This is a genomic window from Escherichia sp. MAL-1, from assembly GCF_052948035.1.
In genome coordinates, this window is the sequence record NZ_CM129609.1 from 103,958 (window position 1) to 117,044 (window position 13,087).

General features: G+C 48.5%; 7 protein-coding genes and 3 pseudogenes. 1 reads left to right on the forward strand and 9 read right to left on the reverse strand.

Annotation, left to right across the window (positions count from 1 at the left end; translation table 11 throughout):
* Positions 1 to 382: 382 nt before the first annotated feature.
* From ACU8XX_RS00510 to ACU8XX_RS00535, 6 genes and pseudogenes are all read right to left on the reverse strand, one after another.
* Positions 383 to 5,137, reverse strand: a pseudogene (locus ACU8XX_RS00510) (YadA-like family protein); the annotation flags it as partial.
* Between the two features lie 13 nt (positions 5,138 to 5,150).
* Positions 5,151 to 6,302: an IS30-like element IS30 family transposase gene (locus ACU8XX_RS00515; protein ID WP_001254932.1), complete on the reverse strand. Its 1,152-nt coding sequence runs from the start codon at positions 6,300 to 6,302 to the stop codon at positions 5,151 to 5,153.
* Positions 6,299 to 6,382: pseudogene (locus ACU8XX_RS00520) on the reverse strand (hypothetical protein); the annotation flags it as partial. The pseudogene ACU8XX_RS00520 and the gene ACU8XX_RS00515, both read right to left, overlap by 4 nt.
* A gap of 164 nt (positions 6,383 to 6,546) precedes the next feature.
* Positions 6,547 to 6,630, reverse strand: a pseudogene (locus ACU8XX_RS00525) (ESPR domain-containing protein); the annotation flags it as partial.
* 43 nt (positions 6,631 to 6,673) lie between these two features.
* Positions 6,674 to 7,357 carry a DUF3251 domain-containing protein gene (locus ACU8XX_RS00530; protein ID WP_001049550.1) on the reverse strand — a complete coding sequence of 228 codons (684 nt, stop codon included), beginning with the start codon at positions 7,355 to 7,357 and terminating at the stop codon, positions 6,674 to 6,676.
* A gap of 543 nt (positions 7,358 to 7,900) precedes the next feature.
* Positions 7,901 to 8,263 (reverse strand): YibL family ribosome-associated protein, encoded by a 363-nt coding sequence (locus ACU8XX_RS00535; RefSeq protein ID WP_000665676.1) that lies wholly within the window; start codon positions 8,261 to 8,263, stop codon positions 7,901 to 7,903.
* 284 nt (positions 8,264 to 8,547) lie between these two features.
* Here ACU8XX_RS00535 and yibT point away from each other — a divergent pair, with 284 nt between their 5' ends.
* Entirely contained in the window at positions 8,548 to 8,757 is a 210-nt protein-coding gene (gene yibT, locus ACU8XX_RS00540) for a protein YibT (RefSeq protein ID WP_000517100.1), read from the forward strand.
* 11 nt (positions 8,758 to 8,768) lie between these two features.
* On the opposite strand, the gene mtlR is transcribed toward yibT, so the two are convergent.
* The 3 genes from mtlR to mtlA form a co-directional block, all read right to left on the reverse strand.
* Positions 8,769 to 9,356, reverse strand: coding sequence for a mannitol operon repressor MtlR (mtlR, locus tag ACU8XX_RS00545; protein ID WP_000228271.1), 588 nt, complete (start codon positions 9,354 to 9,356; stop codon positions 8,769 to 8,771).
* Positions 9,356 to 10,504, reverse strand: a complete 1,149-nt coding sequence (mtlD, locus tag ACU8XX_RS00550) for a mannitol-1-phosphate 5-dehydrogenase (protein ID WP_000645405.1) — start codon at positions 10,502 to 10,504, stop codon at positions 9,356 to 9,358. Before mtlD ends, mtlR begins: the two co-directional genes overlap by 1 nt.
* A gap of 229 nt (positions 10,505 to 10,733) precedes the next feature.
* Entirely contained in the window at positions 10,734 to 12,647 is a 1,914-nt protein-coding gene (gene mtlA, locus ACU8XX_RS00555) for a PTS mannitol transporter subunit IICBA (protein ID WP_000093258.1), read from the reverse strand.
* Between the last annotated feature and the right edge of the window lie 440 nt (positions 12,648 to 13,087).

Consider the following 13,087-nt stretch of genomic DNA (forward strand, 5'->3'; position numbering starts at 1 on the left):
GCTCATCTCCTTGTCACACGTTGTGTAAAAGTGGCACTGCCAATTGTGTTGTGTAGGGATAATGACAATGAATGGTTAACTAAATGTTATGTATTGGCAATATTGATGTGAGTTTTAATTGGGGAATTGTGAACCAGAGGTCAGATAAGCGAAGAATTGGTAGGGCCAATTCTTGTGGGGGGAGATGTCTGGTAAAGAAAAGGGCAATCCTCATCAGAGAATTGCCCTTAGATTGTTGACCCGGAGCGCCTTATCTTGCCAGATGCGGCGTGAACACCTTACTCGGCCTATAGGAATGTGCAGAATCACCCTGTAGGCCTGATAAGCGTAGCGCATCAGGCAATTTGGCGTTTGCCCTTAGTCACACTAACTTAATGGATCATTACCACTGAATACCGGCACCGAGTGCGGCGGAGTATTCACCCTGGCTATTGGTACTACCTTGTAATTTGTAGACCCAACGACCATTGGCGCTCACCATCGATACACCTAAAGCAACTGCCGATTCACCGTTGTAAGTACCGCCACCAATAGAAGCCATGCTGGCACCTGGAGTGTAAGCCTGCGGCAGACCGGTCATTGCCATTGCAGAAGCGATACCACCGCTCAACTTGCTTTCAGTTTTAGACAGTTTGTTATCCATCTCAACCATCCGCTGATCGGTGTATTGCTTCGTTTCCTGCACGCTTTGCTTCAACTGCGCGTAGTTCACCGCGTCGTTGTTGTTGACGCCAGCGGAGACGTTGCTGATACGAGTCGTACCACCGTTGCCGCCACCGAGGGTGATATTGCTATAGTCGATAGAACCATCAGCTTTGGTGTCGTAACGCACGCCGCCCGCCTCAGAAGACTTCAACTGCGCAACGTTAACAGCATCGGTAGCATTTTTACCTGCGGCAACGTTAGTAATACGGCGTTGGTTAGTGGAAGAACCTACAGAGATTGTATTTTCTTCATCTGCAACGGAACCGGTACCCAGTGCGACGCTGTTGTCAGCGGCAGCAATGGAACCAGAACCAATAGCAACGCTATCTTTACCCTGGGCGTTGGCATCTACGCCATCGGTGTTGGTCTTGAAGTACTTGGTGCTACCGGTGGTGACAATGTCGCCAATACCGTTTTCGATATTAGTAACGCGAGTATCCAGATTAGTGACCTGATTGTTCAGGTTAGTAATGCTCTGGGTATTTTGCGCTACGCGCTCATCAGTGACTTTCAACTGACCTACGTTAACCGCATCGGTATCCGCTGAACCAGCCGCGACGTTGGTGATCTGACGTTGACCGTCTTCGCTGCCGACAGAGAATTCACCGACAGAATTCTGCGGCGCGTCCATGTTGTAGGCGGTGTAGTCAGTCTGCGCACCACGGGTGGTCTGGGAACCACTACCCATCGCAATACTGTTTGCATGATTTGCACTCGCGTTGCTACCGATAGCAATACCGTTGATTGCATCAGTTAACACCAGAGTGTTCAGGCCAATACCGATCCCGGCATCACCATTAACAATGGTTTTCGCACCCATTGCCAGTGAGTCTTCACCGACAGCCAGTGAATCTTCTTCCGTTGAATTAGCATGGAAGTATTTGGACGGTGTCGTTGCTACAGCACCAATCGCATTCTGCAACTGGCGAACCGTAACGGCGTCATGGGCTTCGGAACCATCGGCGACGTTGATGATTTGACGATATTTACCGTCATCACCAATCGACAATGCGCCAAGCAGTTCGCCATCACTGGTGTTATAACCAATGACTACGCCATCTTCGGTTACGCTGGTATCACGGGAGCCCTGAAGGATGACACGGTTAGACACAGAACTGCTGCCCAGAGCAATTCCAGATTCAATAGTACTGCTGCTATTCTGTCCAATTGCCACACTGCTATCGCCTGATGCGACGGAGTTATAACCTACAGCTGTAGCGCCCACACCTGTAGCACTGGCATCCTCAAAGACTAAACCGCTGTCGTTAGTACGCACATAGTTGATACCTTCACCGTTCTCTGTGATATAGCTTTCGCTGGTATCACCGGCAATATTCTGGATCAACATATTCGTGGCATTTAACTGGGAACCGTTAACCGCGTCGGTGCTGGTTTCGTTAATCTGACCATTGGCTACGTTGGTGATGACACTGGCTTTGCCATCATGGCTAGCGTTAAACGCACCGTTTTCACCTGCGGCAGCGTCCCAAAGCAAGGCGTTATCCAGGGTTGAGTCAATTGCATTCATCGCATCGCCGACGTTGGTATAGTCGGTATCAGCAATGGTGTAAGTCGGTGCGCTGATGCTGCCGTCAGAATTCACCGCCGCACCACCACCAAGAGCCTCAGCGACGGAACTGCTAACGCCGTGGAGTTGAGCCCCATTAACCGCATCGGTGCTGGTGTCAGAAATTGTTCCTGCCGCGACGTTAGTTATTTTGCTGGCACTGCCATCGTGGCTGGCACTGAAGGCACCATTTTCACCTGCGGTAGCATCCCACAGCATCGCATCGTCAAGAGTGGTATCAAGCGCGTTTAGGGCATCGCCGACATTATCGTAATCAGTGTTAGCAATGGTGTACGTTGGTGCACTGATGCTGCCATCCGTATTCACGCCAGCACCACCACCCAGAACATCGACAACAGAGTTGCTAACATCGTACAGTTGTGAGCCATTCACAGCATCAGAGCTAGAGTCAGAGACTGCACCGTCTGCGACGTTAGTGATTACGCTGGCGGTAGAACCGTGTTTGGCACTAAATGCGCCAGTCGTGCTATCCCAAAGGAGGGCATCGCCGAGTGAGTCGCTAAGTGAGGTGTTAATGGCGTCAAGTGCAGCACCAACATTGGTGTAATCATTACCATCAATGTTATAGGTAGGGCCGCTAAATACGCCAGAATCGCTCACAGTAGCACCACCACCAAGATAGGTAGCGATCGAACTGCTCAACCCATGAAGCTGGCTGCCATTAATGGCATCAGTACTGGCGGATGATACAGTCCCTGCCAGGACATTGGTGATTTTGCTGGCATCTTTGTTTGCACCATGCGCTGCACTGAATGCAGTGCCATCCCAAAGCAGCGCATCCTGTTCCAGAGCGTCAATGGATGTATTCAGAGTATTAATGCTGGCGGTGTTAGTAGCAATATTGGTGGTGTTGGTCGCCACATTCGCGTTAGTCGCGTTCAGCTGCGCACCGTTAACTGCGTCCGTACTATTTTCAGATAAAGTACCTGCTTTAACGTTGGTAATAGTGCTGGCTGTTTCTGTACCGTGCGCGGCGCTATACGCTGTTCCGTTCCAGAGTATTGCATCCTGCTCAAGGGTATCGATCGACGTATTGAGAGTATTAATATTGGCGGTGTTGGTCGCAATGTTAGCCGTATTGCTGGCGATATTGGTGGTGTTGGTTGCCACGTTATCGTTAGTAGCTTTCAGTTGCGAGCCATTAACCGCGTCAGTACTGTCATCCGAAAGGGTGCCAGCTTTCACATTAGTGATGGTGCTGGTGGTTTCCGTACCATGAGCGGCGTTGAATGCAGTGCCGTTCCAGAGCATAGCATCCTGTTCAAGAGCATCCACAGACGTGTTCAGGCTATTTATGCTTGTGGTGTTAGCCGCGATATTAGTGATATTGGTAGCAATGTTGGCAGTGTTACCTGCAATATTGCTGGTGTTGGTCGCAATGTTGGCAGTGTTATCGGCAATATTACTGGTGTTGGTCGCAATGTTGGCAGTGTTATCGGCAATATTACTGGTGTTAGTGGCAATGTTAGCCGTGTTGCTAGCGATATTGGTGGTGTTGGTCGCCACGTTATCGTTAGTGTCTTTCAGTTGCGAGCCATTAACCGCGTCAGTACTGTCATCCGAAAGGGTACCAGCTTTCACGTTGGTGATGGTGCTGGTGGTTTCCGTACCATGAGCGGCGTTGAATGCAGTGCCATTCCAGAGCAGGGCATCATCTTTAAGGTCGCCAACAGTATCTGTCAAATTAGTGATATTGGTGGTGTTGGTAGCAATATTTGCAGTGTTAGTTGCAATATTTCCGGTATTGGTAGCGATATTGGTGGTATTGGTCTCAACATCATCATTGGTGGCTTTCAGTTGTGAACCGTTAACCGCGTCTTTACTGGAATCTGAAACTGCGCCATCCGCCACATCGGTGATTACGCTGGCAGTTGAGCTACCATGAGCGGCGCTGTATTTGTCTCTGTTTTGATCCCATTGCAGGGTGAATTGATCGAGTACAGTGAGCGCATCGCCAACGTTATTTTTGTTACCATTTTTTAAATTGTAGGTTGGTGCTTTAACAGTACCGTCGTCAACGTTTACCGATGAACCCCCGCCAAGCCGTTTTGCCACCGAGTCGCTGATGGCATAAAGCTGTGAGCCATTAATGGCGTCGTGGCTATCAGCCTTGATCGTGCCATTTTTTACATTAACGATCTTGCGTTGTAATGAGTCACTGCCGACAGAAACGCTATCGTCTTGATCCGCAATAGAACCTGCGCCCAGCGCGACAGAGTTAATACCGTTGGCATTGGTATTGCTCCCAAGCGCAAGACTATTATCGCCAGTTACAACACTGGCCTTACCTAAGGCAATAGCGTTTAAGCCACTCGACTGGCTACCATTACCCAGAGCGATAGCATCAGCGCCGTTAGCCTTGTTGCCCTGGCCAATAGCAATTGCACTATCTGCCAGAGCCTGGCTGCCATTACCCAACGCGATGCTATTCACTCCTTTTGCATGCGCTTTATTGCCGATAGCGGTCGCATTTTCAGCGGCTTCGCTTTCTGCTCCCAGCGCCATAGCATAATCTTGTGACGCATTGGCATTATCACCGAGACCGATGCTCATAATACCAGCCGCCTTAGCGGCATTTCCCAGCGCAATGGCGTTTGCTCCATCCGCTTTGGAGCTATCCCCCATAGCTATAGACAATCTACCCAGCGCTTTGGAATAACGACCAAGGGCCATTGAGTATTGGCCGAATGAATACGACGATGCACCCAGCGCGATACTCCTGTCACCTTCAGAGATTGCACTAACCCCAAAGGCCATTGATGCACCACCAATAGCATGGGTTTTTGAGCCGATGGCAGAGCTATATTGGCCTTCAGCTATAGCGTCATAACCTAAAGCGGTACTGGCACCTGTAGATTCAATCTGTCAATGCAACACCCCTTTCAATTATCTCTTTCGGTGTTTTGAACTTCAGTGTCTTTCTCGGTCTGTTGTTTAGCTGAGCAGCAACCAGATCTAGTTCATGTTGAGTATATTGGGCAAGACATGTCTTTTTAGGAAAGTACTGCCGAATTAGCCCATTTGTGTTCTCATTTGTTCCCCGCTGCCAAGGACTCTGAGGATCGCAGAAGTAAACTTTAACGCCGGTGCTGACAGTAAATTCTAGATGTCTGGCCAGTTCCATTCCTCTGTCCCATGTCAGTGATTTTCTGAGTTCTGACGGTAAACTCAGGAATTTGTCGGTAAGAGCCTGATTTACTGAGACAGAATCTTTGCCCCTGAGTCTAAGGATGATCGTATAACGTGATTTTCGGTCTACAAGTGTGGCTATATGAGAGTTTTTTGTACCTGAGACTAAATCGCCCTCCCAATGCCCCAGAGAGCGTCTGTTATCGATATTTCGGGAACGTTCGTGAATTGGTGTTCCGTTCACTATGTTAATCGTACCTCTTTCGCCTTTGCGGGTATGACGCCTGCCATGGCGAAGGCTATGCGACCGTCGCAGATGCTGTATATTCAGGTGGTGTAGCGCTTCACGGCTACGAAAGTACAGCGTTTTATAAATTGTCTCAGGTGATATTCGCAGCGTTTTTTGACGTGGTTTTGTTCGCCTTAACCATCCTGATATTTGCTCTGGAGACCATTTCATCTCCAGCTTTTCCAGAACAAGCTTTCGCAATGGTAAATTTTGATCCAGTAAGCACGGTTTTGGCCTTTTCGCCATTCTGTTGGCTCGGTTATTAGCATCAACAGCTTTGTAATAGCGTCTGCCCCGATTACGCTGAACTTCACGTGAGATCGTCGAAGGACTGCGATTCAGCGCAGTAGCTATCGCACGAATGCTCATTTTGGCTGACAAACCAGCTCGTATCTCCTCGCGCTCAGACAGTGTCAGGTGAGCTACAGCCCGCTTACGCTCATGGGGTTTTATGCCGCCAGTATCCCTTAACATAGTGAAGATCGTTCCGGGTTTTGAACCCAGGATATTCGCTATTTCACTGAAGCCTGTTCCGTTCTTCCATAGTTCAAAAACAGAGGCTTTTTCCTCTGCTGTAAATGTTCGTCTCATTCAAAAAACCTCCGCAACCCCATGTTTTCACATAACTGTTGCGTTGACCAATTGAATCTACACCAGCGTTGTTTAAAAAAATATTTGCTTTTGCACCTTTACCGATAGCAACCCAGCCGTCACTAGCTGAGCCATCGCCGTAATCAACGCCCTGACCGTCGTAATTATCAGCCAGCGCCCCAAACGATGACAACAACCCACCCGCAACCAGCGCAGAAATTAACAGCTTACTGCGCCCAGATTTCTTGCCACGGCTTTTTGTCGTTTCGCTGGTAACAGTATAATTCCCTGTGGCAGGGTTCCAGATAACTTTAAATATTTTGTTCATTAATGATGCTCGCTATTCCTTGTTATAAGCGTACTAATTGCATTTATTTTTTGCTTCTTTTCTGCCGATTATCAGCAGCGGGAAGATTGTCAAACTGAATATTTTCCATATTGATGGCTAACTTCAGATATCCCAGGTTATTTGGCGATACACCCTTCAGTGTCAAATTAATGTCTTGCCATTGACCTGGTAATAATTTCAATGTGGATGTCATTGATGTGTTGAAAAGTAATTGTTGCCACCGGGCAAACTCTTTGGCATCGACAGGTTTTTCACCACCCCATGTCGCATTAAAGCCAATGTTTGAGATTGGTATACTTAATAAGTTGACCAGTGAAATATGAATAACACTGCCATTCTCTGTGGCGTCAATGGATAACACTCGGCCCGCTAAAGCCACCGAACCGTTGTTCAGGATGAAATACTTCGTTTTTGCTGGGTTAAACTCGGTAAAAATAAAAGTATTTTGTTGGTCTTTAACGGATTTAATTACGTGAGTTAAAGTCTTTGTGCTGTTTATTATGCCAGTTTGTTGTTTTTGAATAGTTTCGAGTTGACTCTTTAGCTGTGCTTGTTGTTTTTCAAGTAGCACAATTTTATTGTTATGTTCTTCTTCTTGTTTCAGTAAACTACTTTCTGGCTTGCCTTCTTGAATGTAGTCACATCCCGTTAATGCGCAGAGAACTGAAACAGTGACAGCACTGAAAAAAATCTTCTTCAAGTTCATGTGAAAATCCTTATTGCCTCCGACCAGCGATCAATGCCGGTAGAGTTGTCCATTGTATTATTGGTGATCTATGTTGCTTTACATTAATGACAGTGATGTGTGTCGATTAAATATTGTTTTAAGCATTCATCATAAAAATGTATCATTAGTTTCAAAAGATGTCTGTGTTTGTATGAATATAATATTTTTCGTGGATTCTAATGATGATTATTAATAAATGTCAAATATGAAAGAAACCATGTATGGGAAAAATTTTACAGATAATTGATTGTATGAATATGATGATTAAAATTTCACAATTAAATCCGAAAAAAAGAGACGTAACTGCTTGTTAATTAATAAATGATATCTTCTATATATTTTTATTGTTTATAGGTGGTTATTTCGGTAAAGATGCATTTTCAGAATATCAACCAGCGGTAAATCGAAGTAAAGGGAGTGAATTGTTTGGTCATTAGGCGAGTAGACAGGAGAGTCCCCGCATTGACCAGCTAACGCAAGTCAGATGCGGGTTGATACGATCGTACCAGTCGTCTGAGGGGCTTAAAACGCGGTCTTTGAAAACCCGGTCATCTCTTCCAGGCCCATTTCACGGCCCAGTGCGGTCATTGGGTGCACAACCACCAGTCCGCGAACACTTTTCTTCAGCTTGCCCATATCAGCCTGCTCTTTTTTGGTAATTGCGCGCTGAAACGGCATCTTCATCAGCTTCTGTGCTTCTTTACTCAGTTTTTGGCTATGAACCTCACGCAGGCGAGCAATTTCTGCTTCCAGCGTGGCTTTCTCTTTTTCCAGCTCGGCATATTTGTCTGCGGCTTCAACCAGCGACAGATCGGCCTGCTGGTGGCGGATGGCGTCCAGGCGATCGCTGAGACGTTTGATTTCGTTTTTTTCGACTTCTTTCATGTGATGGCTTCTGATAAAGATAAATTTATAGCCCCTAGTATGCGCGACCAGGTGCTTTGTTCACAACTGATGACATTGTAATAGTTCTGCAACGTAATCATTAACATGCTCAAAAACTACGCAATTCGTTGATTAATTAAGAAATCTATAGAAAAAAGATAATAAACAGCAGCGGATGATTATTGAGGATTCAGCACGTTTTCCTTAATGTCATCTTTACCGGGAACCTAAACTAAAATTGGCGGCCGCGCATTCCCGGCGCGGGGTAATACGGAGATATCATCATGGGCAAATTAGGTGAAAACGTTCCGCTTCTTATCGATAAAGCCGTAGATTTCATGGCATCAAGCCAGGCGTTCCGGGAGTATCTGAAAAAACTTCCTCCCCGTAACGCGATTCCGTCCGGAATACCCGATGAAAGCGTGCCGTTATATCTACAACGTCTGGAGTATTATCGTCGGCTTTATCGGCCGAAGCAGGTAGAGGGGCAGTAAGCAGACGTTGCTTACTTTTGAAAGGCTTTTTTTAAGCTGATTCTGGAAATCAGCTCAGTCAGTGAAAGGACCATTGTTGATCGCACAGCCTGTTGATAGCGCTGAATTTGCATTGCATACAAACTGGAGTCTGCTGGTTCAAACTGTGGCGGCGGTGGTAACGCCGCCACGCAGTGCAGTTCACCAAAGGGTCCAAGGATCTCGTCGTCGGTAAAGGCGTACTCGTTGCCGTCGTGATTTAGTTCTTCACGCAATGCCATCAGCAGCTCCGCATCTTCGTATTCCTGGCGGTTAATGACGCCCAACCCGTAAATGAGTTTTAAACGCACAGAAAGATCGCCCAGCGGACCGTCGCCGTCGAGTAACGGTTCTACAGCATACTTCACCGCGTAATCGTCTTTGCGGAATACCTGAAGCACCAGAAGATTTACCGCCTCGGTCAAAAGCTCGACGGCGGTGATCAGAAAGCTTCGCACGGTTTTGCCAGCATTCAGACGCTCAAGCACACGGTTTTCAAAGGCCTGGGTTTGTTCCATTGTTGCCTGCATATCTGACAATCTGTTATTCGGGCGCAGGGTGTCCTGCGCCTGGTCCACCATTATTGCATTGCTTTATAAGCGGTTACCGCCTCGGATACAACCTCGCTGTTGGCATCAAGACCGGAAATCTGTGCCAGCGCCGCCTGCGGACCTTTGTCAGCGATCAGTGCTGCCAGTTCCTGAGCCTGCGGATCATCTTCACTGCGGAAGTGCATTGCACCAGCAATCCCCTGAATCAGATTCTTGTGCGGAAGGCTGTATTCCAGCGTACCGAGCAGTGGCTTGATCAGACGGTCGCCAGCACTCAGTTTACGCAGCGGCTGACGGCCTACGCGCTCTACATCATCTTTCAGATACGGGTTCTCAAAACGACCGAGGATTTTCTGGATGTACGCCGCATGTTTGTCTGCGTCAAAGCCGTAGCGCTTGATCAGTACCGCACCACTTTCTTCCATCGCACCTTTTACCACCGCGCGGATTTTCTCGTCGAGAATAGCGTCACGAATGGTCTGATGACCGGCCAGTTTTCCGAGGTACGCGGTTATAGCATGACCCGTGTTCAGGGTGAAGAGTTTACGTTCGACAAATGCCATCAGGTTGTCGGTTAACTCCATGCCTGGGATGTTCGGCAGTGCGCCTTTGAACTGCGTTTTATCGACAATCCATTCGCTGAAAGTTTCTACCGTCACTTCCAGCGGATCGTTAGTTGCCGAAGCCGAAGGCGGTACGATGCGGTCAACGGCGGAATCGACAAAGCCAACGTGTTCTTCTACCCACGCTTTGGCGTCTTCTGGTAGGGCGTTCATCACATGACCTTTCAGCTGCGTGGTACCGCGTACCATGTTTTCACAGGCGATGATGTTCAGCGGGGATTCATTACCTTGTTCTTTACGTTTCACCAGCCCTTTGGCGATAGCCGGAGCAATACGTTCCAGCACAACCGGGCCAACGGCGGTAGTGACTAAATCGACCTGAGCAATCAGATCAACGACATCATCACCAATGCTGCTGACAGCATCGACGCCGGAAACGGTATCTACCTGCTCGGTTTCACCAACCACATGAACCTGATAGCTATGACGGGCATTCAGGGCATCAAGTACCACCTGATTGACATCGGCAAACGTCAGTTGGATACCCGCGTCTGCCAGCAGTTTACCGATAAAGCCACGACCGATATTACCTGCGCCAAAATGTAATGCTTTCATAGTATTAACCTTCATCAATGTTTTTACCCGAGAGGGCTGGGGTGAGGCTTTTCCCTCACCCAAACCCTCTCCGTGAGGAGAGGGGCAGCGCCGGATGCGGCGTAAGCGCCTTATCCGGCCTACAAGAACGTGCAAATTCAACAAATCGTGATGCATCCTGTAGGCCTGATAAGCGTAGCGCATCAGGCAATTAACCCCACCTTCTCCATGTGGAGAGGGTGGGATTGGATTACTTACGACCTGCCAACAGTTCCAGCACTTCATCCACGCTGGTGGTGTGTGCCAGACGCTCGATGACGGACTCATCATCCAGTGCATTGGTCAGGCTGGTGATAACCTGAATGTGCTCGTTGTTACGGGCTGCAATACCAATCACCAGACGGGCAATGTCATCTTCTTCTTCACCGAAGCGCACGCCTTCCGGGTACTGGCAGAACACCACGCCCGTTTTCAGTACGCGATCTTTCGCTTCAACCGTACCGTGTGGCACCGCGATAGACTCACCCAGATAAGTCGGGGTCAGTTTTTCACGATCCAGCATCGCCTGAACGTATTCCGGCTCAACGTAACCGCCTTTCACCAGCTGCTCGCCAGCAAAACGAATCGCTTCTTCTTTGGTTGCTGCTTTGCGACCGAGGAAGATGTTCTCCGCGCCCAGTTTGAACAGGTTAGCACTGGAATCGTCAAAGCTGTCTTTCAGACTGTCTTTCACTTTCACTTCGTTTTCAGTATGGCGCTGGGCAGCAACCAGACGTTCGGTTAGGCTGGTGTACAGGCCGCTGTCGAGGAAGTTGGTCAGCGAAATATGCTGCGCCTGCGGAACCTGGCGCATAGCGCGTTCGGTCAGGTCACGGTGAGTGATGACGAGGTCCACATCTGGCGGCAGGTTGTTGATCGCGCTGTTAGTGACCGAAATCTGTGACAGACCTGCATCCTGAATTTTCTTACGCAGCACGCCTGCGCCCATCGCACTGGAACCCATACCGGCGTCACAGGCAACGATGATTTTACGTACGTGGCTCAGGTCGTTAGTCACATCGCCCGCAGACAGCGGAGATGTGCCTTTAGACTCAGCTTTCATGTCCTGCATACGACGAGTTGCTGCTTCAATATCATCTTCTTCTTTCACTTTGCTGGTTTTCAGCAAAATAGCAGAGACAACGAAGGAGACAGCCATCGCCGCACACACACCCGCGATGTTAGCGAAATAAGCACCTTTTGGTGTCATCGCCAGTACAGCAAGGATAGAACCCGGAGATGCCGGAGAAACCAGACCACCGCCCAGTATAGTCAGCGTGAACACGCCAGTCATACCGCCGAGGATGACTGCGAGGATCAGACGCGGATTCATCAGCACATACGGGAAGTAGATTTCGTGGATACCCCCCAGGAAGTGGATGATTGCCGCACCGCCCGCAGACTGTTTAGCGCTACCACGACCAAAGAACATGTACGCCAGCAGCACGCCCATACCTGGACCTGGGTTAGCTTCAATCAGGAAGAAGATTGATTTACCCAGTTCATGGGACTGCTGAATACCCAGCGGCGAGAAGATACCGTGGTTAATGGCGTTGTTGAGGAACAGGATTTTCGCCGGTTCAACAAAGATAGACGCCAGCGGCAGCATGTCATGGACAACCATGAAGTTAACGCCCGCAGCCAGCATTTTGGACAGGGCTTCAACAATCGGGCCAATGCCGAGGAATGCCAGAATAGCGAGGATCATCCCGATGATGCCTGCGGAGAAGTTATTCACCAGCATCTCAAAACCGGATTTGATCTTACCGTCTACCCAGCGGTCGAAGTGCTTAATGCACCAGCCGCCCAGCGGACCTGCAATCATAGAACCGAGGAACATCGGCATGTCTGCGCCGACGATAACGCCCATGGTGGTGATGGCACCGACTACGCCGCCACGTTCGCCGCCTACCAGCTTACCACCGGTATAACCGATCAGCAGCGGCAGGAGATAAGTGATCATCGGCCCGACCAGCTTCGCCAGCGTCTCGTTCGGTAACCACCCTGTTGGAATAAATAACGCGGTGATGATACCCCACGCGATAAACGCGCCGATATTTGGCATCACCATGTTGCTGAGGAAACGACCAAAGCTTTGCACTTTGATCTTAATATCGGATGACATAAAAACACCCCTTCTTATGTTTGCTGTCGCGCAGGCTGGAAGCCCGAGGTTTTTTGTTAATGTGGCGGCAGAGGTAGCCGGACCTTGTAGATACTGCGAAATCTGGCACTGAATCGGTTAACTGTCCAGTCGACGGCCTTTTGTGTGATATCAATCACATAAATATAGGGGGTAGAGAGGTAATTGACGTGACGTTCATCACAAAACGCTTGTGTAAAAAAGCAACAAGGCGGCGATTTTCGCTAAAAATGGCATTTAAATGTGAGTAGTGTCACATTTTTGTTTTGATGGTTTGTTGAATCTTTGTGATCTGAATCACAAGATATTTTCTTACGGCGTTCACCTGATGTGATCTACAGCATGTTATGCCTTCGTCATACAATCGTTATGTAACTAAGCAACTCATCACCTCTAAAAATTATTCTTTGGTGTTATGGCGA